The organism is Sulfobacillus sp. hq2, assembly GCF_002903155.1.
Classification (GTDB): Bacteria; Bacillota; Sulfobacillia; order Sulfobacillales; family Sulfobacillaceae; genus Sulfobacillus; species Sulfobacillus thermotolerans.
Map to the genome: position 1 here is coordinate 53,126 of NZ_NWUL01000025.1, position 26,452 is coordinate 79,577.

Annotated in this window: 27 protein-coding genes; 8 read left to right on the forward strand and 19 right to left on the reverse strand. The window is 51.6% G+C overall.

The window, feature by feature from the left end; translation table 11 throughout:
• Positions 1 to 57: 57 nt before the first annotated feature.
• Together pgsA and rimO are read right to left on the reverse strand one after the other, a co-directional pair.
• Complete coding sequence (gene pgsA, locus CO251_RS04185; protein WP_158246170.1) at positions 58 to 564, reverse strand: CDP-diacylglycerol--glycerol-3-phosphate 3-phosphatidyltransferase; 507 nt, start codon at positions 562 to 564, stop codon at positions 58 to 60.
• On the reverse strand, positions 561 to 1,886 hold the full coding sequence (gene rimO, locus CO251_RS04190) for a 30S ribosomal protein S12 methylthiotransferase RimO (RefSeq protein ID WP_242968299.1): 1,326 nt from the start codon (positions 1,884 to 1,886) through the stop codon (positions 561 to 563). The genes pgsA and rimO overlap by 4 nt, the downstream gene beginning before the upstream one ends.
• Positions 1,887 to 1,936: 50 nt before the next feature.
• Between rimO and CO251_RS04195 the strand changes: the two genes are divergently transcribed.
• The gene (locus tag CO251_RS04195) at positions 1,937 to 2,758 is read left to right on the forward strand and encodes a polysaccharide deacetylase family protein (RefSeq protein ID WP_242968301.1); all 822 of its coding nucleotides are present in this window, start codon (positions 1,937 to 1,939) and stop codon (positions 2,756 to 2,758) included.
• On the opposite strand, the gene CO251_RS04200 is transcribed toward CO251_RS04195, so the two are convergent.
• From CO251_RS04200 to CO251_RS04215, 4 genes are read right to left on the reverse strand one after another with little or no spacing between them, the layout of a single operon-like run.
• Positions 2,742 to 3,875, reverse strand: coding sequence for a D-alanyl-D-alanine carboxypeptidase family protein (locus CO251_RS04200; RefSeq protein ID WP_103374557.1), 1,134 nt, complete (start codon positions 3,873 to 3,875; stop codon positions 2,742 to 2,744). The two genes, CO251_RS04195 and CO251_RS04200, sit on opposite strands and share 17 nt — an antisense overlap.
• A 50-nt stretch (positions 3,876 to 3,925) precedes the next feature.
• Complete coding sequence (locus CO251_RS04205) at positions 3,926 to 4,828, reverse strand: RodZ domain-containing protein (RefSeq protein WP_103374558.1); 903 nt, start codon at positions 4,826 to 4,828, stop codon at positions 3,926 to 3,928.
• Between the two features lie 20 nt (positions 4,829 to 4,848).
• Complete coding sequence (asnS, locus tag CO251_RS04210; RefSeq protein ID WP_103374559.1) at positions 4,849 to 6,141, reverse strand: asparagine--tRNA ligase; 1,293 nt, start codon at positions 6,139 to 6,141, stop codon at positions 4,849 to 4,851.
• A gap of 6 nt (positions 6,142 to 6,147) precedes the next feature.
• Complete coding sequence (locus tag CO251_RS04215; protein WP_255398089.1) at positions 6,148 to 7,326, reverse strand: acyl-CoA dehydrogenase family protein; 1,179 nt, start codon at positions 7,324 to 7,326, stop codon at positions 6,148 to 6,150.
• A gap of 228 nt (positions 7,327 to 7,554) precedes the next feature.
• Here CO251_RS04215 and CO251_RS04220 point away from each other — a divergent pair, with 228 nt between their 5' ends.
• Positions 7,555 to 8,151 (forward strand): LON peptidase substrate-binding domain-containing protein, encoded by a 597-nt coding sequence (locus CO251_RS04220; RefSeq protein WP_255398090.1) that lies wholly within the window; start codon positions 7,555 to 7,557, stop codon positions 8,149 to 8,151.
• Between the two features lie 46 nt (positions 8,152 to 8,197).
• Here CO251_RS04220 and CO251_RS04225 read toward each other — a convergent pair whose 3' ends face one another.
• Positions 8,198 to 9,502 (reverse strand): hypothetical protein, encoded by a 1,305-nt coding sequence (locus tag CO251_RS04225; protein WP_103374561.1) that lies wholly within the window; start codon positions 9,500 to 9,502, stop codon positions 8,198 to 8,200.
• A 182-nt stretch (positions 9,503 to 9,684) separates the two neighbouring features.
• A complete protein-coding gene (locus tag CO251_RS04230; RefSeq protein WP_158246171.1) occupies positions 9,685 to 10,452 on the reverse strand; it encodes a DUF3050 domain-containing protein in 768 nt (255 codons plus the stop codon).
• A 61-nt stretch (positions 10,453 to 10,513) separates the two neighbouring features.
• Between CO251_RS04230 and CO251_RS04235 the strand changes: the two genes are divergently transcribed.
• Both CO251_RS04235 and CO251_RS04240 read left to right on the forward strand, forming a co-directional pair.
• A complete protein-coding gene (locus tag CO251_RS04235; RefSeq protein ID WP_103374563.1) occupies positions 10,514 to 11,248 on the forward strand; it encodes a 2OG-Fe(II) oxygenase in 735 nt (244 codons plus the stop codon).
• A 107-nt stretch (positions 11,249 to 11,355) separates the two neighbouring features.
• A complete protein-coding gene (locus CO251_RS04240; protein ID WP_103374564.1) occupies positions 11,356 to 12,096 on the forward strand; it encodes a TrmB family transcriptional regulator in 741 nt (246 codons plus the stop codon).
• Here the strand turns inward: CO251_RS04240 and CO251_RS04245 are convergent.
• The 4 genes from CO251_RS04245 to CO251_RS04260 all read right to left on the reverse strand — a co-directional run bounded on the left by CO251_RS04245 (position 12,080) and on the right by CO251_RS04260 (position 14,821).
• On the reverse strand, positions 12,080 to 13,126 hold the full coding sequence (locus CO251_RS04245) for a G1 family glutamic endopeptidase (RefSeq protein WP_103374565.1): 1,047 nt from the start codon (positions 13,124 to 13,126) through the stop codon (positions 12,080 to 12,082). The genes CO251_RS04240 and CO251_RS04245 overlap by 17 nt on opposite strands.
• A gap of 120 nt (positions 13,127 to 13,246) precedes the next feature.
• The gene (locus CO251_RS04250) at positions 13,247 to 13,696 is read right to left on the reverse strand and encodes a tetratricopeptide repeat protein (RefSeq protein WP_103374566.1); all 450 of its coding nucleotides are present in this window, start codon (positions 13,694 to 13,696) and stop codon (positions 13,247 to 13,249) included.
• A gap of 33 nt (positions 13,697 to 13,729) precedes the next feature.
• A complete protein-coding gene (locus CO251_RS04255) occupies positions 13,730 to 14,110 on the reverse strand; it encodes a hypothetical protein (protein WP_103374567.1) in 381 nt (126 codons plus the stop codon).
• Between the two features lie 66 nt (positions 14,111 to 14,176).
• Positions 14,177 to 14,821 (reverse strand): DedA family protein, encoded by a 645-nt coding sequence (locus CO251_RS04260; RefSeq protein ID WP_103374568.1) that lies wholly within the window; start codon positions 14,819 to 14,821, stop codon positions 14,177 to 14,179.
• A gap of 155 nt (positions 14,822 to 14,976) precedes the next feature.
• On the opposite strand from CO251_RS04260, the gene CO251_RS04265 reads away from it, so the two are divergent.
• Complete coding sequence (locus CO251_RS04265; RefSeq protein WP_158246172.1) at positions 14,977 to 15,507, forward strand: GNAT family N-acetyltransferase; 531 nt, start codon at positions 14,977 to 14,979, stop codon at positions 15,505 to 15,507.
• Between the two features lie 44 nt (positions 15,508 to 15,551).
• On the opposite strand, the gene CO251_RS04270 is transcribed toward CO251_RS04265, so the two are convergent.
• Genes CO251_RS04270 through CO251_RS04280 form a run of 3 tightly spaced genes read right to left on the reverse strand, consistent with a single transcriptional unit; the run spans position 15,552 to position 18,511 of the window.
• The gene (locus tag CO251_RS04270) at positions 15,552 to 15,758 is read right to left on the reverse strand and encodes a heavy-metal-associated domain-containing protein (RefSeq protein ID WP_103374570.1); all 207 of its coding nucleotides are present in this window, start codon (positions 15,756 to 15,758) and stop codon (positions 15,552 to 15,554) included.
• Entirely contained in the window at positions 15,746 to 18,199 is a 2,454-nt protein-coding gene (locus CO251_RS04275; protein ID WP_103374571.1) for a cation-translocating P-type ATPase, read from the reverse strand. Before CO251_RS04275 ends, CO251_RS04270 begins: the two co-directional genes overlap by 13 nt.
• Positions 18,200 to 18,214: 15 nt before the next feature.
• On the reverse strand, positions 18,215 to 18,511 hold the full coding sequence (locus CO251_RS04280) for a metal-sensitive transcriptional regulator (protein WP_103374572.1): 297 nt from the start codon (positions 18,509 to 18,511) through the stop codon (positions 18,215 to 18,217).
• Between the two features lie 163 nt (positions 18,512 to 18,674).
• Here CO251_RS04280 and CO251_RS04285 point away from each other — a divergent pair, with 163 nt between their 5' ends.
• Entirely contained in the window at positions 18,675 to 20,264 is a 1,590-nt protein-coding gene (locus tag CO251_RS04285; protein ID WP_103374573.1) for a long-chain-fatty-acid--CoA ligase, read from the forward strand.
• Between the two features lie 11 nt (positions 20,265 to 20,275).
• On the opposite strand, the gene murI is transcribed toward CO251_RS04285, so the two are convergent.
• Together murI and CO251_RS04295 are read right to left on the reverse strand one after the other, a co-directional pair.
• Positions 20,276 to 21,127: a glutamate racemase gene (gene murI, locus CO251_RS04290; RefSeq protein ID WP_103374574.1), complete on the reverse strand. Its 852-nt coding sequence runs from the start codon at positions 21,125 to 21,127 to the stop codon at positions 20,276 to 20,278.
• 33 nt (positions 21,128 to 21,160) lie between these two features.
• Complete coding sequence (locus CO251_RS04295; protein ID WP_103374575.1) at positions 21,161 to 22,384, reverse strand: MFS transporter; 1,224 nt, start codon at positions 22,382 to 22,384, stop codon at positions 21,161 to 21,163.
• Positions 22,385 to 22,554: 170 nt separating this feature from the next.
• On the opposite strand from CO251_RS04295, the gene CO251_RS04300 reads away from it, so the two are divergent.
• Entirely contained in the window at positions 22,555 to 23,481 is a 927-nt protein-coding gene (locus CO251_RS04300) for a TrkA family potassium uptake protein (protein WP_103374576.1), read from the forward strand.
• Between the two features lie 5 nt (positions 23,482 to 23,486).
• Here CO251_RS04300 and CO251_RS04305 read toward each other — a convergent pair whose 3' ends face one another.
• Positions 23,487 to 24,737, reverse strand: a complete 1,251-nt coding sequence (locus CO251_RS04305) for an MFS transporter (protein WP_103374577.1) — start codon at positions 24,735 to 24,737, stop codon at positions 23,487 to 23,489.
• Positions 24,738 to 24,817: 80 nt separating this feature from the next.
• Positions 24,818 to 25,726 carry a nucleoside hydrolase gene (locus CO251_RS04310; protein WP_242968306.1) on the reverse strand — a complete coding sequence of 303 codons (909 nt, stop codon included), beginning with the start codon at positions 25,724 to 25,726 and terminating at the stop codon, positions 24,818 to 24,820.
• 155 nt (positions 25,727 to 25,881) lie between these two features.
• Between CO251_RS04310 and CO251_RS04315 the strand changes: the two genes are divergently transcribed.
• Entirely contained in the window at positions 25,882 to 26,331 is a 450-nt protein-coding gene (locus tag CO251_RS04315; RefSeq protein WP_103374578.1) for a YbjQ family protein, read from the forward strand.
• Positions 26,332 to 26,452: the final 121 nt, after the last annotated feature.

The window sequence follows — 26,452 nt, forward strand, 5'->3', positions numbered from 1 at the left end:
GACGGGGAAAGCCCGCCACATCAGGAAAAGCCAAGAAAGTTTATCTTTCCAAAAAACTCACGCGCGTGGCCAATACCGATAAAAGTATTCAATACCACTCCAGATGGTGAGCGTTAACGCGACTACCCAAAACACAATTGGGACCATCCCTGTCAATACCGCCGAAGCACCTAAAGCAAAAAGCTGCCCTGTCGTCTTCCACTTCGCAACGGCACTGGCGCCCATCGTCGTTCCAGCGGGAAGAATCGACCGCAATCCCGTTATCGCAAATTCACGCAACAATAAAATCAACACGATCCAAACAGAAAGCCGATTTGACGCAATTAGCGCCAAACCGGAACCTAGCACAAGAATTTTATCCGCCAAAGGGTCCATATAAGCCCCAAAATGCGTTGTTTTTGATGCATGCCGTGCAAGACGTCCATCAACAAAATCTGTCATACCCGCAATAATAAACACCACCAAGCCGATCCAATGCCACTTAGGAGCGTGAGCTAACCATAGAGCCACCACAACCGGCGTGAGAATAATCCTCGACAATGTGACTTGGTCGGCTACATTCACATTAGCGCCTCCGCCAACAGGTCGTATTCGCGTGTTCCAGAGATCTTGACGGGAATAATCTGCCCGGGGCTAAAACGTCCTTTTACGTACGTCACCCCATCAATGCCGGGTGCATCAGTAGCCCCGCGCCCCACACTAACAGTATCACCTATATCTTCAATCAATACTGGCATCACATGGCCAATGTGGCGTCCCCGTACCGATCCCACTAATTTGCGTTGCACCAGCATCGCCTCGCGGCGCCGACGCTGCTTTACCGCTTCGGACACCGGATCTCCCAATTTTTCCGCCCTTGTACCCTCTTCATGCGAATACGTGAAAATGCCGACGTGGTCAAAGCGCATTTCCTCTATAAAGTTCAGCAAGGTTTGGAAATGGTCATCGGTTTCACCCGGAAACCCGACGATAAACGTTGTACGTAAGGTGATATCAGGTATAGCGTCCCGAATCATCCCTAGGACCCGATCTGTTTTATCCCGCCGAAATGGCCGACCCATTTTTTGCAGAAGTTCAGGATGGGCGTGTTGGAGAGGCATATCTAAATACGGGGCCACAACGGGTAAATCGCGCATCGCACGCACAAGATCGGGAGTAATCTGCGTGGGATAACTATACATAATACGAACAAAAACCAAATCCGGGATCTCTTGTAAGGCATACAACAGCCGTGGCAGCTCCGGATGTCCGTAGAGATCATGGCCCCAAATAGTGGAATCTTGGGCAATTAAAATCAATTCGCGTACCCCTTGCGCTACCAATCGTTTGGCTTCAGCCACAATATCTTGCAGAGGTCGGCTGCGGTATCCTCCCCGCATTTGGGGGATAGCGCAAAAGGCACAACTGTGGTCACAGCCTTCGGCAATTTTTAAGTAGGCCGTATAATTGGGTGTTGTTAATTTGCGTGGAGCTGCTAATCCACTTACCGGCATTTCTCCCCAAAAACTTGGGCGCGTACCGTTTAACGCCCCTTCCACGGCTTCCACAATGCGGTGAAACTCGCCTGTTCCTACCATGGCATCGACTTCAGGCAAATCATCCCATAAGGTTTGCTGATATCTTTGCGAGAGACATCCAGCCATGACTAATGCCTTGAGTTGGCCAGTTTCCCGGTAATGATTCATCTCAAGAATCGTATCAATCGATTCTTGCTTGGCTGAGTTGATAAAGCCGCACGTATTCACAATCAACACTTCGGCATCATCGGCTTCCGGTGTTAACTGGTACCCTGCTTGTTCAAGAAGACCGAGCATCACTTCCGAGTCTACTCGGTTTTTGGGGCAGCCTAGAGAGACCATCCCCACTTTCGTCGCCAAAACAATCACCTCGGACGTATCATAGCCCAGCGAGGCGGGAAAATAAAGAGGCAAACCATGTGCTTTGGATTCTACATGTCTGCAGTCAGTCACTGTCATTGCGAAACGGAGGCGAAGTTTTGCGTATCCATACATTAAAATACCGGGTTACGCGGGCCTTTATGGCCTTGCTCATTCTCATCGGGTTGGTTGCAGCCAGTTTTTGGACATCAAAACAGGCTACCATATTTGCGCAGACATCCCCGCTACCCGCGGCGGATCGTTATTCATTGCGTGATGTCGAGACCACCCAGAAGGTTGCTGCTTTGACGTTTGATATTTCTTGGGGCACAGTGATGCCTCCAAAAGTTTTGTCCATAATCTCCCGAGACCATGTACCTGTGACTATCTTTGTGTCAGGCCCATGGGCCTCGCAACACCCGGACATCGTGAAAGCCTATGCGGCCGCTGGCGCTGAAGTCGAGTCACACGGATGGGCTCATGTTAACTACTCAGACCTATCCAATGCCGGTATTGCCGAAAATTTAATGAAAGCCAATGCTGCGATCGAAAAAATCACCGGCAAACGCGCCACGTTTGTAAGGCCCCCGAATGGTGATTTCAATAGCCGTACCATTATGGCTTCGCGCGCGGTGGGTTATACCACGGTCACATGGGGAACAGACTCCCTCGACTGGATGAATCCGGGCGTTCCCACCATTATTCGCCGGGTTACGACCCGCATTCATCCGGGAGACATCATTCTCATGCACGCTTCGGACACATGTAAGCAAACCGACATTGCCTTGCCGACCATCTTGCAGGATTTGAAAGCCAAAGGCTACAAATTGGTGACTTTGAAACAATTGTTGACCTACGGCAAGCCTATTTACCGCGGATAATCCACCACCGATGGTGGTGAACAGCCGCCGCATCACTTTGCATCGTCTGCACTGAAGTAACCACCGCTGGCTGGCCAGGGGTGGTTACTGTTATAAAGCCGCTGGCTTGATGCCGTGCAACTGGCGCTTTAAGAAATTTTAAGGTCGCGTTGATGTGATAGGTCTCTTGATTCGGTAGACTCAACCACACGGAATGCATAGCTTCCACTGGCACCATCGGTTGTTGTCCGCCTTGAACCGGCACCTGTGCCAACACCTCGCCAGGATGCACGACTTCCACAGTGGACCAATGCTCAAACCCCCACGCCAACAAATTGCGGGCATCGCTATAACGATCTTGGCTATGTAGAACCACGGCAATCAATTCATCGCCATTACGCTGCGCAGACGCCACTAAGCACTTGCCGGCAGCGTCTGTGGTCCCAGTCTTAATGCCCGTTGCTCCCGGGAACGTGTAAAGCAATTGATTGGTGTTATGAATTTCTCTACGCTGATGATGACGCAGTTCTGTAACAACGGCTTCTTTATTGGCCACAATTTGGCGAAATAATGGCACCGTCATAGCATAACGCGCAATCAATGCCAAATCATAGGCACTAGAAAAGTGACCCGGCTTGGTCAGCCCATTCGGGTTTTCAAACTGGGTGTTAAACGCTCCGAGTTCTTGGGCCTTTACGTTCATCTTTGCAACAAAACGGCTGACGCTGCCGGCATCCGCTTCCGCAAGGGCGACGGAGGCATCATTTCCTGAACGCATCAATAAACCATGCAGCAAATCGTACACGGTGTACTGTTGCCCGGTAGCAATGTGCATACGTGACCCCACCGTGGATGCTGCATGCGAAGAAATTGTCACTACGCGTGAGAGGTGGCCGTGTTGGATGACCAACAGCGCCGTCATCATTTTGGTCACGCTTGCCGGATCCATCTGCTTGAAAGCATTTTTTTCATAGAGAATGGCGCCGGTCTTAGCGTCCATCAAAATTGCAGCACGAGACGTCAGGTGTGGTCCTTGCTGTGAAGCCACGACTTTTCTGCTCACGAATCCTTTAGTGTGTGAAGCGGCTGGCACCGTGATAAGGCCAGCCGCAAGCAAACACGATAGCGTTTTTCCCATTGTTCTCCCTCACTGTCACGTTTTTCTTAGTGTGACCAGCGCCGGGAAAACTATGACCCTTGGAAAGACAGATTCAAGACATCATTGGCCGTAGGAAGTGCAAATGCCTGTCCGTTTATCATCATCGTCAGCGCATGGCTGCCCAACGTCAGCGAGATATCGTGAGACCCTGAAAATTGAGCGGATTGCCCAGCATAATAGAGTTTACTCATGGCAGGACCTCCATCGACCGACGCCGATACCCAGCACGTCCCAGTAAAAGACAAAGCAATCGTTACTGGCGACGTGCTGACAGCATATTGGGCATAATATGAATGGCCGCTTTGGCTCGCACTTTGTTGCGTAATCTTAACGCCCGTGGGAGAGGCGAGCTGGGGATGAGATCGTGCCTTATGGCTTTTAGCTGGGCCCTTAACAGAAGTCTGTAATTTGGGCGGACTTTTCTCCGCCAAAGGACTCGTCACCGATCCCGAATAATGTTGCAGCAACCATAACCCGCCAATGAATAGCACCACTAAAACACCGACCACCCAAATCATCAACCGGGGGTTGGAATACTCGGGCATGTCTTTTTCGCCGTCTTGACGGCGAATGCGCGAGGGGGAAGACCTATGCGTCGCCCGCGGTGAGGCATGGGCATAAAGACCCGTACGTCCAATAGGTTCCATTGGAGACAATACCGGATGATCTAACGGCTGTCCCAGGGCTTTGCGGCGCTGCTCTACCAAGGCATCACCATCGAGTTCTAAATACCGCGCATAGTTCCGAAGAAAGCCTTGTCCATAAACTTCTCCAGGCAAGTCCTCCCACCGATTCTGCTCCAAAGCCAGCAAGTATTCGCGCCGGATGTGCAAAGCTTCACTGACTTGGTCGACCGAGAGACGCCGGCGAATGCGGGCCTGATTGAGCGCTTGGCCCATATTCTCTGGACCGTTATTCGTTGACGTATCCATTGCGCATCCTCCTCATGACATTATGGCCAGACCCGGTTCAATGTGCGTGCAAAAGGAATGGTTTCGCGCACATGGTCCAACTTGCAGATCCATGCCACCATTCTTTCCAACCCCATCCCAAATCCACTGTGAGGCACCGAGCCGTATCGTCGCAAGTCAATGTACCAAGCATAAACCGCAGGATCGAGATGATGTTGCTCCATACGCTCCAACAGCAAATCCAGGTCATGAATGCGTTCACTACCGCCAATGATTTCTCCATAACCCTCTGGCGCCAACATATCGGCGGCTAGAGCCACCTCCGGTCTGTGCGGATCCGGTTGCATGTAGAAGGCCTTTAATGCTGTCGGAAAATGCGTGACAAAAACCGGCCGATCAAACATCTCGGCTAAAGCGGTTTCGTGGGGAGCTCCCATATCATCACCCCATGCGAGCGGCATCCCCACACTCTTGAGACGTTCCAAGGCCTCGTCATAAGTAATACGCGGGAACGGTGGAATGACTTTTTCCAAGCGGGAAATGTCCCGCTCAATCGTTTGCAATTCCACCCGACAAGTGGCCAAAACATGTTGCACAATATGGCTCACCAGTCGCTCCTGCCAGACCAAGTTCTCTTCGAACTGACAGAATGCCATTTCCGGCTCGACCATCCAAAACTCATTGAGATGGCGACGCGTTTTGGACTTTTCCGCTCTAAACGTTGGGCCAAAAGAATAAACACGGCCCAACGCCATCGCCAACGCCTCCATGTACAGCTGTCCTGATTGCGACAAAAAGGCGGTGTCATCGAAATAATCAATGGGAAAGAGCGTCGTACTGCCTTCGGCGGCTGCTGGAGTAATAATCGGCGGATCCGCCACCACAAATCCTTCGTTGTCAAGGAAATTGCGCGTCGCATGAATCACCGCCGCACGAATCCGCAAAATAGCGGCTTGCCTAGGTGAACGAATCCACAAATGGCGATGATCCATCAAGAAGTCCACCCCGTGCTCCTTAGGAGCCACCGGATATCCCTCGCTTATACCTAATATCTCAACCCGGTCCGCTTCCACTTCAACACCGATGGGAGCCCTTTTATCCTCATGCACTCTCCCATGGACGCGCACGGCCGTTTCTTGGGTAAGGGCGTCCCATTGTGCGGCACCGTGTAATTCGGCTTGCGGATTTTTGACGACACACTGCATGACACCCGTACCGTCTCGTATAACAATGAAATGAATTTTTCCCGACGAACGATAGTGGGTTACCCAACCTTGCAGAATCACGTCTTGGCCTATATGTTTAGTTGCCTCATTAATGCGTACGATTTCCATAACCCGTTACTGCCCTCCACCATCCATATTGCGAAAGATCACGAGGCGTTGCACTTGGTTCGTGCCTTCGTAAATTTGGGTAATTTTCGCGTCGCGCATCATCCGTTCGACGGGATAGTCCCTAATATATCCATAGCCGCCGAAGAGCTGAACCGCATCCGTCGTCACTTTCATCGCGGTGTCTGAGCACATTAACTTGGCCATTGCCGAAAATCTCGTCACTTCGGCACTAGACTTACTGTCAAAGCCTGCCGACTCGACGATTTCCGCGGCGCGATAAAGCAATTGCCGACTCGCTTCAATCTGCGTTTGCATGTCTGCCACCATAAACTGTAGACCCTCAAACTGATTTAATGTCTGGCCAAATTGCCGACGCTCCGCCAGATGTTGTACCGTCACATCCAACGCCCCTTGCGCAATACCCAACGCCTGAGCCGCAATCCCCGGACGCGTGCGGTCTAGCGTACGCATTGCAATCTTAAATCCATCACCTTCAGCACCTAGACGAGCTGATTCATCGACTACAACATCGTCAAACAATAACTGGGCCGTCTGCGAGCCACGAATTCCCATTTTCTTTTCAATGCGTCCGACAGACACCCCAGGCTGGTCAAGGGTCACGACAAAAGCCGAGATCCCGCGTGTCCCCGCCGATGGATTCGTAGAGGCAAACACCACCATGGTCTTCGCCAATCCCCCATTGGTGATAAACACTTTAGACCCAGTAATGCGATATTGATGCCCCTCTTTGATAGCGCGGGTTCGTGTCCCCCCAGCGTCCGACCCGGCGTCTGGCTCGGTCAAGGCAAAGGCACTCAGACACCGCCCTTGGGCAATATCAGGAAGGTACCGAGCCTTTTGCTCTGCCGATCCCGCAATCAGTATAGGCATCGCGCCCAGATGCTGCGCAGCAATAATCAAGGCCGAGGTGGCACATACACGCGCCACTTCTTCGATCGCGATACACGACGTGAGCAAGTCCGCCCCGCCACCACCATATTCCTCGGGCATTGCAACACCCAAGAGCCCGTACTCCCGAAACAATTCGACGATGTCCCAAGGAAACTCTCCTGTTTCATCAATTTCTTGCGCTCTGGGCTTTACTTTTTCCTCTGCCAAACGCCTTACGGTATCACGAAACATCCGCTGTTCATCGGAGAGTCCGAATGTTGTAAGACTAGACACAGTCCTTCCCCCTCTTCTTCCCTACCTATTCACGTTATTGTAGCATGCTCCGAATCCCGGATACCTCTTTGGACCCGCAAAAAATGACGCAGGAATTTTCTTTGTACACTGTCGCGAAATTCGGTAAAATAAGCGTAAGACTCTTGTATAGTTAGGACAGTAAAAAGATTTGGTGGTCGTACTCAATTAGGGGGGTGCGTGATGCCTGCAAGCCGCGAATCTGTCAGCATGCCAATACTGCCCATCAAGGGAATTTTGTTTCCAGGGGCTAAAACCAAGATGGTGATCGATGATAGTTCCTACAAGGCCATGATATCCTATTGCATTCAGCAGGATACAGGACTATGTGTTTGTATGGAACGTCGAGCACAAGAATCGGGCACAACAGCAGAAGCAGCAGAACCATCCAACATCGGCACGTCTGCCCGCATCCTCCAAGTTTCAGAAATGGATAACGGAAGTCTGCACGTAGAACTCGCGGGCATTAGCCGCATCAGCCTATTGTCTTATCGCCATGGTAGCCGGTACATGGTGGGACAGTTTAAATATCTGCCAGATTTGGATGATTCTGTGCCGCCTCCGCTGATTGATGAGGCTTTAGCCTTAAGCTCCGAGATTTGGAGCTTTATTTCACCTACCCAGGCGCGTCCTCAGATACCCACAGAGCCAGAAGCCTTGTCTTATTGGATTGCCGCCCATGTTCCCTTTTCTGTAGCGGCGCAACAAGAGCTGTTAGAACTGCGCACGACGCGAACTCGGTTGTCCAAAGAAGTATCGCTGGTCCGCCATTTAATAGACCGCATACGTAGCGAACAAATCATGTAGCCCTCACCCCCGCATGCAGCGGGGGTCCCTTTTGACTGTCTTCAGGCTAATCGGGCGAATGGTCACGGGGCGCATGGCGGTCTATCGCCGGTAACAGATGTTGTGACAGCATATAGGCCCAATAACGCCAATCTTGTGCAAAACGGTCAATTCGTGTATATGGGTCGAGGTCTGAGAGACTCGCGTGGACTTCTCCTCCAATCGTCACGGTCACACCTCCGGCATGATGGGGACGAGGCCAGTGAACCATGACCACCAGGGGTAACCGCTGGTGACGAATCGCCCAGACACCATCTCTGGACCCCAACCGGTCTAGACGCCACTCCAGAGGCAGACGAATGCGTGTGGGAAGGCGAACTTCGCGAACAGCAGGCCATGGATACGAACGCAACGACGTCATGAGATGCTCCTTGAAGAACGCAAATCGCGCGCGGTTGACAAGGGTCAGCCAACTGCTAGGATTATCCTCCACGGAACGCACCTCCACCGGCTGAACACGAAAAATGGGAAAACGGTGCATTTCTTGGCGCATTGTTTTGACTGCGCTCTTATGAAGAGGGGACTTAAGGAGAGTATAGTGTGCCTCTAATCGCGTGGTCTGACGCCATCGCTTGAGAACGACCCGTGTGGACCAAAAAGGATTCCACTGCGGGCTTGACCAGTGCATCGAAGCCCGCAACCCAAGTGGCTCCGGCCACTGCGCTACACCTTGTTGCAAGGAATCACTGTCCACTGCAATTTTTAACCCCAACCACGCGACGCGAACCGGAAGACCAAGAATATTGTGGGGATTGCGCGAATGTTCTTGCCGCCAACTTACCTTAACCGGGCGCGAACCGAGCAGATTGGCTAGCTTTTCCCACCATACCGTCAATTGTTCCTCGGCACCGGAATCAGCGCGCAAACGCCATTCTTCAATACCATACGGATGCTGCCATTGTTCAAAAATTCCCCAATGCGTGCGGGCTGCCTGCTGCAAACGCCCATGTTCCCACCATTCCACACGGTCATGAAAATGCCATCCTGCAGGGTCCCAACTGTCCGTTGCCAGAGCCCAAACCCATGTATTGTGCGGAGCGCGAATGGTAATAGTCCCGGGTTGCCAACTAACTACCGCATCCCCGCCACACGGAATGACAACGCTATCGGGTCCTGACGCCGCTAAAAAGTGCAACAAATATTGCCAGGTGAGCTGTACTTCCATCGGATTCAACCAACCCACGATTTCCATGGGTGCACGCAGCCAGGGCGTCCACGGTGCTAAGAGCGCTGGGCTGTTGCCTGCTAACGTTAACACACGTGATGCAACGCCACGGTTTAAACGCTGTAACCATTCTTCCGTGCGTTCCACATCGGGCCAAAACCTCCGCGAGTCCGTTGGAATCGAAGGAGAAAACTGAGCAATGAGCTGCAATGGGACACCTGCCTATGACCGTCGTAATTACGACTAGTATAACAAACTCGACCATTGTACTTCACCGCGACGACATGGCTTTTGAGATGGAATATCACACCACATTATGCAGTGGTTGGTCAAGATGGGACCGAGCTGAGACGATCAACCACCGTATCAAACAACTTGATACGCCATTGCAAGGCTTCTCGGGCAATGACTGTCGCTCTTTCCAATTTAGCTGGGTCGCGACCGCACAGGTGATCGAGGAGCTGTGCCGCCAGCGGTCCATGGGTATCGGAGTCCACCTCGATATGCCGTTCCAGGTAATAGCGAAACCGCTCAAGACGTGCATCCGTTCCCAGTTTATCCACGATACGTAAAAACATTTCAGGGATAATGTCTTCACGGCCGTAAAAAAAAGCGGCAGCCACTTCGTATGTCTCTCCATGATGCGCAAGATTCAAATCAAACCGAATAAACTCTTTCACACGGGGATCGACGGGCAGAGCCTCCACTGCCTTTTCCCAGGGCACGCCTTGTTCAAGTTGCGCCAAAAGAAAGTTAATCGGCGCCCTATCCGCGCCAAGTTGCACCATAGCGTCTTGATACAAGCCAAAATGGCTCTGATAGTGGCCGTTCCCCACTTCATCCGATTCTTCTGCCACCACAATCTCGTTAATAAAACGCGTATAGGGCTCTTCCCCACGCGGCCGCCACGGAATATCAAGCCCTGTCAAATCATGTTGCAAACGTTTCAATAAACTCATAAAATCCCACACCGCAAAAACATGATGCGCGGTATATATTTGAAGATCACGGATCGTGTTTATGCGATGATAAACCGCATGATTCAATAACGATTCCCGTCTTTGCTGCACAATGTCATCCAAAGATTTCGTCGCCAACTCCACTAACCCCCTCATCGACGTCAGGCTATTGTCTGAACCCATAGGCAGTGTATACTAAATGACAAATGCTGTGGTAGTAGGTGACGAGATGTTATTGGCAGCTCAACGATTTGAGCGAGTGAATTGGGCCGCGGTAGAATGGGATATTCGGCAAAAAGGATATTCCATTATTCCACGCTGGCTTACGAAAGCAGAATGCTATACTTTGCGCGATCTGTGGTCTAGTTCCGATTGTTTTTGCCCCACCGTCGAAATGGATCGCCATCATTTTGGCATCGGTCAATATCGTTATTTTCATTACCCGCTTCCAGAATTCCTGCAACAATTTAGGCATGAAATGTATCCCTATGTTGCTAACATTGCCAATCATTTGTGGTCGACTTCGCGAAACCCTAGCCCCTACCCCCCAACGCTGGAACAGTTTTTAGAAGCATGCCACGCAGCAGGGCAAAACCAAGCAGGGGTCATGATGCTGCACTATCCTACCCACGGATATAACTTATGGCATCAGGACCGTCACGGATCACTATTATTTCCCCTGCAAACGATTTTGGTGTTAAGTGAAAGTGGCACCGAGTTTGAGGGTGGGAAGCTGTTAGTCCAAGAAGAGTATCCTCAAAAGCCAGCCGAACGCCACATTATCGGCGGAAATATCGGGGATGTTGTGGTCTTGTGCACAGCATCTCGCCCCCGTTACGGTCATGGACCGCGAAGTGGAGAATTTTATCACGGTGTGGCCAAAGTCACGAGCGGAGAGCGCTATTCGCTCAGTTGCCTCTTTCACGATGAATAGCAGGATGAGCCCAGATAGTCGCTCATCCTCGTTTCTTGACCGCGTCATAAATGGACCACCATAGGATAAGATATTCCCTGTGATATGCTAATGACCTGAGGTGCCCTATGCCTAATCTTGATAATCTCATCGACGATTTGCAAGCCTTCGGATTTAGTCCCATCGAAGCCAAAGTTTACCTTGCGTTAGTGTCCCAAAACACGCCCATGACGGGATATCAAGTGGCGAAAGCGGCAAACATTCCGCGCCCAAACGTTTATCCTGCGTTAAAACGCCTAATACAGCGCGGAGCGTGTTTGGAAAACCCGGATCAAGACGTCATACGGTACGTAGCCGTTCCCTTTCAGACCTTAGGACATAGCCATATCCAAACGTTGTCGGCCCAACTCGATAAATTATCCCGCATGATTCCTGAGCCGCTTGCGTCCAGCCCCTTAATTACCCGCAGCGAAGGTTTGGAAGCCTTAATCGCCCACGGCCGGGAACTGATTAATAGCGCCATTACGAGCCTCGATATTGGCTCGTCAGTTGGTCTGGTGACTTTGTTTGCTCAAGAACTAGAAGCTGCACGCGAACGCCATGTCGCGCAACGATACCTATGCTTTGACAACTGCCCCGGCCAAGGATGCGGGCTTTGCGTCGCCCCGTTAAACGTTTCGCTGGGCGATTTTCACGAAACGGGATGGCTAGCCATGGTCCGCGACCACCATCAGGCGTTCATCGCCACCGGCTATCCGCATCATCCGCAGACCATCCTTACGACGATGGAACCCATCGTATTTAGCCTCGAAATGCTTATTAATCTGCGGCAAGAATTCCCAACACCCGTGACTAAAGATTTAAGCTAAACGGCAACGGCATACGTTGAATCGTGATAGAGGGCACTTGAATGATAACCGGCGTACTCGGAAACCAAAATCCTTGTGTTCCGTAACCCACGCCATACCCGGGTCCTTGCCAACCAAAGCCGCCAAATCCATTGCCCATGCCGTATCCATCGCCAAGGCCCCCACCATTACCCAAGCCAATACCTTGCGGAAATTCCGAAAAGGGGAACCCTTGACTCGGTGACGGGAATACGGCACCCCCACTGACTTCTTTGGTCGAAAATGCACCGTTTTTCATGACGGACGGCTCGACTTCGGGCTGGCCTCCTGGACCGGTCATAACAAGCGCATTGGCCGATGTCACCGCTTGATTATTAGCCTGAACCTTGCTAAATATCACCTTCTTGGTCGAGGCCAACGGATACAGATTGCCCGTGGTATTGGCCGGATCTTCAAAAATCCATTCTGCTGACGTTTCCATCCCTGCGGCATAAGCTGCTGACACCGTCATCGGAACCGTCTTGGTTTGGGTTTGGCCTTGATGCACGGCCGTTATCGTTAAATCCCATTGATCGCTCGACACCGGTTCAATGCTAGCTGAAATGGTGGACCCAATGGGAACCGTCATAATGTCTTGCGCATGCTGTGGCAATTCTTCTACAAACACTTGAGCGGTAACGGCACCGTTGCTATTTTGTTGTTCGATAGTTCCCGTTTGCAACAAATCTTGGCTCTTCACTCCACCAAGCCCAACCCACTGCGCGGCCACTCCGCTCCCATTTTGAATTGCAGGCACCGTCCAAGTCGCCGATACGCTGCGGTATTGCCCGGAAGAGACAACGTAGCCGGCCCAGTTTTGGGAACTCTGAACCGATGCTAATTTGGTAACCGGAGCGTATTTAACGTCCTGGGCCTGCTGCGAAACGCCCGGCGCGGCAGAACCGGTCAAGACAAGACTTCCTAAATGGTTGTGGCCGTATAGCAACAACGCCTCCACACCACAAAGTGCCATGGCTGCCACGACTTGCCTTACCAGTCGACGACCATTCATGGCTTCAACCTCCTTTGCCCTTCTGTTCGCAATGTCCTCTGTAGATTAATTTAACCGCCGATTCATTGCAAAACTGTTAACAAATGGGTCAAGAAGCTGAGATTTTGCTGAAGCTCTGGGTCAATTCGCGTTAAAGCGCGCAAATTCCTTGACCATGCGTTGTGCTCTCAGCACAATATCGTCATCCCCTGGCTGGAGCGGTTCGGTCTCCACGATTCGTTTCCATGTCTGCAGGGCTTTGTCACTGTGACCCGTTTTTTGATACGCCTCAGCCAACGCCTGAAGGATTTGAATCAAGGAGTATTTGTCTTCATCCGGAACTAATATACGCTTCCATTTTCGTTTTTGACTTGTGATTTCCGTGGCCTTAAGATATTGCGCAATCCCCTCTTCCGTTTTTCCCAGCCGCATGAAAAGGTCGCCTAGGCGTTTGCGCGCGGGAATCAAATCCTTTTTAATGCGATTCGCCATTCGGTATTCGCGAATGGCGTCATCAATACGGCCGCTTTGTTCATATTGGACAGCGCGCAGATAATGCGGCTCCGCTTTATCGGAGTATTTGGTAGCCATTTCCTCACTTCCCTATTGAAATCGCCCTTGCGGTTACGCAGGAGACGTTTGCGTGCGTGGTGCCGGTACTAACTGCTTCCAGTGTCGCTCATGAGGTAATTGAAAATACACCGGCCCCATCCATTTGGGATGGCGCGGGTTCACCACGATACCAACCAATGTATTGCGAGGCAGCACATGACCTACGAGAAGAACCTTCTTACGCATAATATACACGGTCATAGGACGATGGTCGGGCAAAGCCCGACTCAGACCGATGAGCAAAATATAATCTTTGGGGGACAAGCGATGATCAATCCATGCCACAGCGGTAGGATATCCATGCCCCACAATGACGGGAGCTACGCTCGCTCCACAGCCCGAAACAGCGGCTAGCAATCCTACACTGAGCATCCATGGAACAAAGCGTTTCACTTTCATCCCCCCACTTACCAACCCACACATTAATGGTGGCTTAACTCCACTTTATTTCCCGCGACGCTAAGAGTCAACGTCTGCTCGTTTGCGGCGCAGCTTATGAGCGTAATGCAAGATAAGAGGAAGGCCAACACCCACCACAACGAAACCCACCATCGCGATATCAATCATTTTGAACTGCGCCATAATCGCTAAGATGCGGTGACTAAAGAAGTAACCCGACAACGCCCATGCACTAACCCATGCACCGGCTCCCAGCGTATTCAAGGGCACAAAAAACTTCCATGGCACCCGATTAGCCCCAGCAATCCATCCGTTCAATTGGCGAAATCCATCGACAAAACGCGCACCCGCGATTAACCACACTCCGCGGTGGACCACCCAGCCATTAAACCGTTCTAAAACATTGGGTTTCAAGCCGACAAAATGACCAAAACGCCACAACAGATGATGGCCAAAACGTCTGCCTAACATAAAGCCTACTGTATCCCCTGTAATTCCGCCCAGTAGTGCCACCACGATGACGTCAGTAATGCGAAAGACATGTTGTCCTGCCAAGATGCTCGCTGCAACTAAGATCGTCTCCCCAGGCAGCGGCAATCCAAAGTCTTCCAAAAATACACCCAAAAAAATGGCCACATACCCGTAGTGGTCAAGGAACGGCACCACGTACTGAATTACAGCAGGCAAAGTCGGTACATGATGCATAAGTTCCCTCCTAATCAGGTGACACGTTTTCCTGATATCATGGAGCAAAGATGTGAGAAGCCCATGAAAAAAATACTAAAGGTATAAAGGGTCATATTGGTTGCATAAAAATGCATGATATCGTACACTGAACAAAACGTTAAGGAGCGTTGCATGTGCTCATTCGGGCAGCTCGTCTCTCGGACTTGGATGATATTGTCAATCTAGTGGATTATTACGCCGCCCAAGGTGCTTTACTGCCACGTAGCAGGGAGTCGCTATTAGAATACCTTCCGGTCTTAGGAGTTGCCTGCGTTGACTCTGAAATCGCCGGTATTGTCGCCCTACACCAGCTCGAGACAAAAGTCGGCGAAGTGCGAACGTTGGCAGTAGCTCCAGGCTTTCATAAGCAAGGGATTGGAGAGAAGCTCGTCCAATACGCGGTAGCCCAAGCTGAGAAAGCGGGGATGACAAAAGTCATTTCTTTTACTCGTCAGGTCGCTTTTTTCCAACATTGCGGATTTCAAATCGTCGCTCGGGAGACGGTTCCCGCCAAGTACTTCATTGATTGCGTAGGGTGCCCTATGCTTTCACATTGTGACGAAGTGGCCATGGAACGCGTTTTGACATCCACCACTTTCTCGTCCGCAGACGACTCCGGGTCTTCGCATCCCATCATTAGCAAGGTAGCTGGAATAGGCCAGTGAGAAACAACAGCCCTGTCTGCGGCGCACACAGGGCTGTTACCGTTTCATTCCGGTTGATATCCGGCATCAATCACCGCTTTTTTTATCGCATCGATATTGGTTTTTGACTCGTCAAATGTAATCTTCGCGTCTTCTTGTTCCAAACTAACGTTCGCGGCCTTAACACCGTCGACCTCTTTCAAAGCGTTAGTGACGGTCATGACACAATGGTTGCACGTCATACCCTTGACGCCTAACGTTATACGTTCCATAGCTTGTTCGACTCCTTTATGGGTTGGTGCCCAGAGGGCTCTGTGTCTATTGTCATTCTGCGCAAAGCCAACGAATTGGTTACCACTAAAACCGAGCTAAAGGCCATGGCCCCACCCGCCAGCGCGGGTGATATGACTCCGAACGCGGCTAATGGGATACCCACTAAATTGTACCCCAGTGCCCAAAATAAGTTCTGGCGAATTTTGGCCATGGTCCGCTGCCCTATTAACAATGCCTGGCCCGCGGCATTAATTTCCGGGCGGACTAGCGTAACGTCAGCGGTGTGCATAGCAATGTCGCTCCCTGTCGCCACCGCCATGCCCACAAAAGCCACCGCCAAGGCTGGAGCGTCATTGACGCCATCTCCCACCATAGCTACACGCTCGCCTTGTGCTTGCCATTGCTTAATAAGTTCCGCTTTCTCCGTAGGAGACAACTCGGCATGAACATCCTCGATACCGACACGAGCCGCAATCGCATGCGCAGATGGAAGACGGTCGCCCGTCAACATGCTAACGCGATAGCCATTGGCTTGCAAACGTTGGATGGCAAAGGCGGCATCATCACGCACCCGGTCGGCAATGGCGATGGCACCCAATAATCGATCGTGCAGTCCCACATAAATAATTGTCGCGCCTTGCTGCATCCATTCAGCAATTTGCGACGTTTCCCATGTCTGTGGCCATATTATGCCATAATCTCGCAAGAGTGCCTCCGTCCCCACCACAACGGTTCCCTCGCCGCTCGCTGCTTCCCCAACGACGCCGCGGCCTTCCTCGGTATAAACGCCTTCCACCGCAGGCCGTGAAACATTATGAGCGTACGCAAGCACCGCCCGACTCAGAGGATGATTGGCTTCTGCTTCCAAACTGGCAGCATACCCCACAACCTCGGCCTCCAAAACATCGCCATAGGGGAGGACCGCAATCACTTGGGGACGTCCTTCCGTCAAGGTTCCTGTCTTATCCATTGCCAGTCGGGTCACCTGACTGACGCGCTCAAGGGCTTCGCCATTTCGATACAGAATGCCATAACGCGCCCCCATCCCGGACCCAACCATCACCGCCGTGGGCGTTGCTAATCCTAATGCACACGGACAGGCAACCACCAACACGGCTACGGCATGAAGCAAAGCAGCCGTCCAATTTGCGGTCAACCCGCCCGTCAAAACAAAGGTCAGCACAGCCAATGCGACCACGGTGGGAACAAAGACATTACTTACCCGATCCGCAAATCGTTGAATGGGCGCTTTACCTGCTTGCGCCTCCTCGACCGCCCGAACAATTTGGGCCAACATGGTGTCTTGCCCAACACCTTGAGCTTGCATGATAAAAGCGCGTTCTCCTTGATGAATTGTTCCTGCACTGACGGTGGAACCAACTGAAACACTTTGCAACTCGGGTTCTCCTGTCAGCAACGATGCATCCACCAGGCCATGGCCTTCGGTCACCACACCATCAACCGGAATACGGTCGCCGGGTCGAATCTGAATAAATTGTCCAACGGCAATCGCGTCCACATCGGTCGGCCGGTAGGTGCCATCGGCCTGAAGCACTTGACTGGTTTTGGGGCGCAAGGCGAGCATTTCTTGGATGGCCGTACTCGTCCGGCCCTTGGCCACGGCTTCTAAATATTTTCCCACCAAAATCAGTGTGATCACGGTCGCGGATGAGTCAAAAAACAAAGGGCCATGGGCAAATACATTGTATGTGGAAAATGTCCAAGCTGATAATGTTCCCAAAGCCACTAATACATCCATGTTAGCGTTGCCATGGCGAATATTTTGATAGGCACGACGCGTAAACGACCATCCTGGCCCCCACTGCACCAGTGTGGCTAACGTGAGTTGCACCCAGGGATTGGCCAGCCATCTTGGTCCTACCCGAACGAACATCTCCCCCATGGCCAGCCATAACGGAATCGTTAACATTAGGGAAACCAGCAAACGTATCAGCGCTGAGCGCCGCTCAGCATCTTTGGGGTCACGCGCCTGATCTGTCTGTAGCGAAATATGAAATCCTTCACGCTCTAGCCCTTGCACGACGTTGTGAATATCCCCGATGCCTTGTAACAGCGTAATCGTAGCAGTACCTGTTGCAGCATTCGTGACGACTTTATAAACGCCATCCATCTGGGCTACGCGTTCTTCAAAGCGAGTTTTCACAGGGACCTCATCCAAGCCTTCAACAGCAAGCCGATACGTCTCTTGTCTCACTTGGTAGCCAATGCCGGTGACCGCTTCGACGAACTGATGGGGAGAAATCAGTCTCGGATCAAAGACAATATTGGCCTTTTCCAAAGCTAAGTTGACCTCAGCTAAGCCGACCCCTGGCAAATGGCTGAGTTCTTTTTCAATACGCAATGAACAGCTAGCGCATGTCATTCCACCAATATCGAGCGTAATCTTTTCTTGAGAACTCGTAGGGTCTTGCTGCGCCATCCCTCTCGCCTCTTTCTATCGTTTCACAACCTTGCGAATAACGGTCATCAGTTCTTGAATCGATTCTGCCCCGTTTTGACTTTGAATAGCATCGGCCACGCACCCGGTAATATGGCTCTGCAGCAAAATTAAAGAGACTTCATCCATCGCGCCCGACATGGCAGCGATTTGTTGGAGAATATCTGGGCAATAACGCCCTTCTTCAATCATGCGCATGACGCCTTTGACTTGCCCTTCAACGCGCTTTAAGCGACTCATCAAGTTGTCTTTTTGTTCAAGATATAGATACGTCGGAAGATCCTCCCTTCGCATTCTATGATACCCCTACGGTGTATGTGTATCAAGCTTGGCCGAAAATATGCACAAATTTTGGGTTCATGGCGCAGAATTCTTTCATTCCTACTCTGTTTGCTGGCTGAATTATTTGTATAATGAAATCGCTTGAACGGACCTATTCCTTAAAAGGAGGTCAATTATGCAACTGCCCATGTTGCCCATCCGCTTTCTTCATCGCGCCCAAAGCCTTTATCCCGATAAAGCTGCCGTCGTTTGTCAGGGCGTTGTCGAAGACTATACCGAATTCCAGCGCCGGGTCAACCAACTGTCCTGGGCGCTGTTGCACGCCGGCGTTCAACAAGGGGACCGGGTTGCGTATCTAGCCTTCAATTGTCATCGCATGATCGAAGGCTACTATGGTGTCCCCCAGATCGGAGCCGTGTTGTTATGCTTGAATGTCAGACTACATGCCGATGAAATTGCCTTCATTCTTAATGATGCCAGCCCCAAAATCTTAGTGGTATCCCCCGCATTGCTTCCCATTTGGGACACAATAGCGGAACGCTGTCCCAGCGTTCAAGACGTTTGGTTGATGGAAGACGACGACACGCCGCATCCTTATCCATCCTACGACAGCAAACTTCAAAATGAGCCGCACACGTCCCCTGACCTTCCGATGATTGATGAAAATGACGTAGCGGAACTCTTTTACACATCGGGCACAACAGGATCCCCCAAGGGCGTTATGATGACCTACCGCAACTTGTATGCTCACGCCATGAGTATTTTGGCCACCCTCCATTTAACAGATGACGTCGTACAAATTGTCGGCACGGTCCCTCTGTTCCACGTTAATGCCTGGGGATCTCCGCATTATTTAGTCGCGTTAGGTGCAACCCAAGTGGTCGTGCCACGCTTTGACCCCACCCTTTTTGGTCAAGCGGTAGAGCAATATCGTGCAACGCATGCTTTGCTGGTCCCCACCATGCTCACCGCACTCCTCAACTCTCAAGCTATGGATCACTATGATTTTTCTAGCCTCCAACAAATTATTTTAGGCGGTGCCGCCACAGCCTATCCCTTGATTGAAGAAGGGCGTGCACGTCTGGGCTGCGAATGCATAGTGGGCTATGGCTTGACGGAAACGTGTCCCATTGTAACGATTGCATATGTCAAGCAACCGTTAAAATCGCTCCCCCCCCACGAACAAGCCAGACTTCAAGCGTTAACGGGATTACCGGCTGTCGGCATTGAAGTCGAAATCCTGAACAATGACGGCCAGCCGATACCTCATGATGGCGTCCACTCTGGCGAGCTAGCGGTGAGGGCCGACAGTGTCATGAAAGGCTATTGGAATCGGCCAGACGAGACAGCGAAAGTCTTTCGCAACGGCTGGTTTGTCACGGGAGATATAGCAGTAATTGACGCGGAAGGATATATCAACATTGTCGACCGCAAGAAAGACATCATCATTTCAGGAGGCGAAAACATTTCCAGTCTCCACGTGGAAGATGTACTGTATGCCCATCCAGACGTCATGGAAGTCGCCGTCATCGGCATTCCAGACCCCAAATGGGGAGAAATTCCCCATGCTGTGGTTGTACCCAAAGAAGGCAAAGCCCTCACTGCCCAAGATCTTGACACCTTTTGCCGCAGCCGATTGGGGGGATTTGAGGTTCCAAAATCATGGGAAATTGTCAGCGCCTTGCCGAAAACGGGGACAGGGAAAATCATGAAACATGTCTTGCGAGAAAAGTTTTGGTCGGGCCATGACACCCGTGTGATTTAAGGCCGCGCCGCTCACGATTCGTATTTTTCTTCGACATAGTGTCCGTTTCGCCACTGAAGGGCTGTGGCCCGAATTGTCATTCCGGGCCACAGCACGGCGGATATACGGTCAAATTCCTCGGTCTGACCCGTGGTATAGAAGCGCATCGTACCACCCTCTTGCTGTTTCAAGGGTCCCAAAACAGCGGTCAAATGCTTAGCCGTTTCGTAACCCGGGTCAACAATTTCAGCTCGACCCGCAACTTCTTGATAAAAGATGCGTTCCATGTGCGGGAAGTGGGTGCATCCCAAAACCACGGTATCCACGTCTTCTCGAAAGACCGTGGTGAGACACTCTCGCACCGCCAAACGCGCTTGCTCCGTATCCGTATCACCCGACTCCGCCATCGTCACCAGCACAGGACAAGGGTGCTGAACGACCTGAGCCCCTTCGTTATACCGCGCAATAGCGTAACGATACACCTCAGACTGATACGTTGCATACGTTGACAATACCGCGATACGGCCACTAGAAGAAAGTCTGGCAGCCCTGTGGGCTCCTGGATCCACCACCCCAATGACCGGCACCGGCGAGCGCCGTTGAGCCTCTTCCAGTGCCGCTGCAGTGGCGGTATTACAAGCAATCACAACAGCCTTGACGTGCTGGTCGAGAAAAAAATCTAAAAATCGTAGAAACAATTCGCGCACATTATCTAATGACCGGGAGCCATAAGGGAAATGCGATGAATCGGCCCCATAAATAAAATCCTCGCCAGGATATAATGCCCAAGCCCGTTTCAAGACGGTGAGGCCACCTTCCCCGGAATCAAAAATTGCAATTGGTTGTGACGTGGCCAACCATCCTTTCTCGTTCACTGCGTCCATAGTATCTCGAAAGAACCCGCTTTCCAGTCCTGATCATGAGGAGCGCCTCAGGTGGCGCTCCTCAGGTGGCGTAATATTTCTAAATGCTAAATAATATGCAATCACATTCAATGCCATGAAAAAGGCCGCGCCGTAAACGGGGAAATCCAGCACACTTTCCATGGCATTGCCGCCAATGACCGGTGAAATCATAGACGTTAACTGCGATGGCAGGTTACTAAAGGCCGCAACACGGCTACGATACCTCCGGTCCGAAACGCCCATGGCAAACGATTGACGCGCTGGCATGCCAAAAGAATTAAACACCATACGCAGCAGATATAAGAAACCCGCTTCCCAAAATTTGGGCACAAATGCCATAAGCAATAATGCGGCAATACTCAAAATCCGCGTGACGGTGACCGCTTTTACCGCGCCCAACCGCCGGGCAATGCCCGATGCCAAGAGATATGGCAACGCTGTCGCTAAATTAATAATCGTATATAATGCGCCTAACTCGGCAGGACCCGCTCCGTATCGGCGATAGAACCAATAGGTGAGTAATGGACCCAAAAACCCGAATCCTAGTCCATTTAAGGCATTTGTTAAGCCCAAACGTCCTGTCAAGCGTTTAACACTAATCGGGGGAGGCTCTTGCTCCGACACAGCCATCATGTTCGGCCGTTCCTCATGAATCGGCCACGCCGTGGCAATCATCAACAACGAAAGAATTGCACTAAAACCAAATAACAGATGATAGCTGGCCACCCACGTCCATCCTAGACCGTGAAGCCATTCTGGCACGACAGCCACCAATGAACCAAATGCTCCGGCGACGACCCCCACAAACGAAATCCGCCCAAAAACTTTCGTACGATTTTCATCAGAGACCGCTTCCGCTAACAGGGGTTGTTCCGCGGGAAACAAAGGACCCCACGAACCGCCGCTTCCCGCGCCGCCGCCCTTTCCCACGCCGCCTAGCCCAGAAGAGAGCACAACGACCCAAAAGGCCGCGGACGTCGCCATCGCCACGCCTCCAAGCAATGACAAAATACTGAGCCCTATAATCGCTCGTTTCCGCCCCATGCTATCGGCAAAAATCCCCACCCCGGCTAATAAAACGACGCTCACGACGCCAGATAGTGTCAAGACCAAGCCAATGCGAGCCGCCGAATAGCCTGACATGGCGAGGTAGAGGGGAAAAACAACCGTCAAAAAGGCCGTAGCAAAGCTGCGCAAGGCGCGATTCGCATACAGCCAACGTAAGTTCTGTGACACACATAAGCCTCCCGCATCCTGAAAAATTCACGGGTCTACTATAGCACACCCTAGCAACCCCATCGGTAGCCCGGCATCGTAGAATATGCTAGCATTTGGATTGTAGATATTGACGTTAATTAAAGGGGGCACAGATCGTTCGTACACGGCTTAGCTGGGCGCTCGTGCTTATGCTCGGGGTCATAGCCGGAGGCATCTTAGGATTCCATATGGTTTACCATGCGCCATGGCTCCTCTCGATGTATTTCACCATTGCGACAATGTCCACCGTTAGCGACTCACGCCTTAGTCCTCATGGCCCCATACAAATTATTTTTACCACCGTCATGATCGCGTTTGGTACAGGGATTTGGGTATTTGGCCTGTCCTTATTCGTTTCGTATTTTTTAGAAACTGACTTGGGTTATTTTAAGGAGCGAAAAATGATACGGGAAATTGGACGCCTTCGCCAACACTTTGTCATTGTGGGAGCGGGACGGGTTGGAGAAAGTATTGCCCGCGAACTGACGGCGATGGGAGAAAAGGTCGTCATGGTGGATTTCGAACAAAGTCGGGTTGAGCGTGTCCGCAAGTTAGGCATGCAAGCTCTTGTCATCGCGAACTTCGATACCGAGGCCATGCAACAAGCCAATCTTGCCCATGCTCGTGGCATTGCCTTGGCGTTGCCTGACGACGCTCAAAATCTCTATGCATTTCTCACGGCCCGTGATGCGAATCCTGATTTGCAAGTGGTCGCACGAGCTCAAACCCCCGAATCCGCCCACTACCTAAAATCCTTGGGGGTTGAACGAATCATTTTACCGGATATCGTCACCGGCCGACGCCTAGCCCGTATGCTCGTGAAACCGGTAGCCCAAGATTTACTGATGGCGTTGTTGAATGAGGAAGGGGTGCATGTACAAGAAATCCCCGTCCAAGCTGACGATGCCATCGCGAATCAGCCCGTTCAAAGTGTGCGAGACATTTACGGCGAAGCGGTCACCCTCATTGGGTTTTGGCATGACAACCACCTACATATGGCCCCCCGAGCTCAAGACATTATTGTGCCAGGGGATACCCTTATCCTAGTGCAAGTCGATGACGATAGGGCGCATTGAGAAACTCACACGTCTTTTGCTTGCTGCCACCGCGGATGAGACTCCATTTGCCGAAAATCCGGTTGAAACCACAGCATCGCGCAAAAGAGAGCAATAATGGCGCCTCCTACTATCATGAGACTTGCCGGGCCAAGCCAATGCATCCGCAAAATGAGAGAAGACATCCCATAGCTTACAGGCACCAATCCAACCGACATCAGCGTTAACAATGACATAACCCGCCCCATCATGGCGTGATCCACGATCGTCTGGATATACGTGATAATGGGAATATTAGTCAGGCTCATCGCGATACCTGATGCGGCCAGAAAGACAATACCCATAGGCCATTGGTGAACCATAGCGGCTCCTATTAATCCAAGGCCGATAACAGCGGCTGCAAGAGCAATCCACTGAAAATGTCCACGCATACCGCGAACGGCAACCGTGAGTGCCCCACCAACTACCGCCCCTAAGCCCATAGCCGCCTCAAAATACCCATAAACGCTACCGGACCATCCTTGACGCTGCACAAAACTCGGCAAGCCAATGTTGACAGGCCCCATAAAAAAGAGGTTAATAACCATGGATGCCAACATTAAAAAGAGCAGAATGCGAATGTTCCATACATAACGCACGCCATCATATATTTCACCCCATACGCTGCGCGACGCCAAGGGAATGACGCGTTCCTTTGCTGTCATATGAATGGCGCGAATGGCCACCGCGCTCCCTGCATATAGCGCGGCCAGGACCGTAAATATCCCGGCGAACTGATGCCATTGCAACATCCCCCCTGCGACAAGAGGACCTACGACCATACTGAGTTGTTGTGTCGTCTGAATAAAGCTATTGCCTGTCGCAAGCACTTGGTCTGGCAATACATGCGGCACTAAGGCATTTTGAGTTGGCCAATAAAAGGCGTCGACCACCCCAAACATCCCTGCCACGGCATAAAGCACCCAGAGATCCAACGCCCCAACCTTTGTAGCCAGCCAAACGGCTAGACCAAGCAAAATCGCCATTCTGGCGGTTAATGACACCACCATGACCCGGCGTGGGTTCAACCGGTCTACAGCAACCCCTCCAAAAATCATGAACAATAGGCGCGGCAAGGAAGCCATCAACAGCGTAGTGCCTAAGTTTGCAGCAGAATGGGTGATCTCCAGCACAAACCACGCAAGAACTATATAGTATGTGCTGTCCGCCACAGACGATAGCATAGCGCCTAGCCATAAAGGAAAGAAATTGGGTTCACGCCATACCGTGGATTTCATGACTCTTATTATACTGAAATCCTTGAAGCACCGCCCAGGGGTATCATAGCACGGTTGAATTTTTTGATCTTATACCGTCTTCAACGGTAGTAACGCTCAAGTGCCGTCCACATCCAATCAAAAAATTTGGCGGTATCAATATCCGTCGCGACCGCCACAAGAGGTCCCTCACTGCGTTGCTGAACTTGTCCCCGGCACTGACCGTCACACCTTTCAACGGTTACCGGCACCATGAGCCATGTAAAGAACTCAGGATGCTCTGCCGCGGCAACCGCTAGCACATCGTGAATCGGTACGCCCTGCGCATTGGCATCAGGCTCATGCGCCGCAAAGAACGTAAACAATCCATAAAGCATCTCACCTACCATACCAGGCAAGCGGCGAAATCGTTGAATCCCGTCTTGGGATAGTAAGGCCTTATGCGTGACATCGAGCCCCACGAGGCGGATGGGAATGCCAGATGTTAATACAATGTTCGCCGCATCCGGATCGACGTAGAAATTAAATTCGGCGCAGGGTGTGATATTGCCGCCACGCAACGCTCCCCCCATGATCGCCAAGAGACCAATATTTTTCACAAGGTCGGGGTGCCCAAGGATGAACGACGCGACATTGGTGAGGGGCCCCGTTGCGATCCATGTCACTGCCTGTAAAGACCCTTGCATCTGCTCGCGGAGCCATGCGACAGCCGGCTGCGCACTCTCCGAGACATCAAGCACAGGGAATTCATAGCCGTCTAAGCCAGAGGTCCCATGTACGGAACCCGCTGTCACCAAAGAACGAAACAGCGGACGGGACGCGCCTTCCCGCAAAGGGATGTCTGGTCGATTTGCGGCCGTTAAAATACGGCGCGCATTGCGCATCGTCTTATCGACCGTTTGATTTCCCGCCACGACACTTACTCCTTGCACTTCTAACGTAGCAAGGGCCACCAGCATCGCTAAAGCATCATCGTGTCCGGGGTCCATATCCAAATATACAGCAGCCACGTAGTCTCCTCCTAGAGTCAAGATATTACCCGATTCAGCCTATGACCTTCGGCATTATTCCGGGGTGAAGCATCGATGGAACACCACTCAAAGCCCCAACAACTTCCATCCTATGGTAAAATATCACCGCACGATAACTGAGAGGAGCGATTTCCATGCCGTTGTTTGGGAACAACACGCAATTGACCTCCATGGGCGAAGTGGAAGAGGAAATTCAAAAACTCCAACAAGATCATGGCGCTGCCACGAGCAACCTCAGTGCCATGGATTTCTGGCTGGTCACCGATGCCGGCTACCGGCCCTTAGGCTTTGTCCTCGGCAACTCCGTGATGAGCATGGGGGTCAGCGGCGGAATTGCTACGGCATTTAAAGGCATGCAACGGGGGGAATTAAAACAGTTAACCCAGTTGATGTACGCCGCGCGTGAGCTGTCACTACAGCGCATGAAGGCAGAAGCCGATGCACTAGGGGCAGACGCGGTGATAAATGTCCAGATCGAGATCATTCATCGTTCAGAAGAAATTATGGAAGTGGTCGCAACGGGAACCGCCGTAAAAAAAGTCGGAGAGCCTCAGAATCGGCCCGTCACCTTGCAAGTCAAATAAAGATCACGGCATTCCCTGGTTAAAAAAACTTACGATAATCTCTTTCGGCTTTTCTCGGCCCCTAACGGGACCCGCAGTCCTCACAGGATTCGTCTGCTCGGGGGTGGCTTCCGCTCCATCG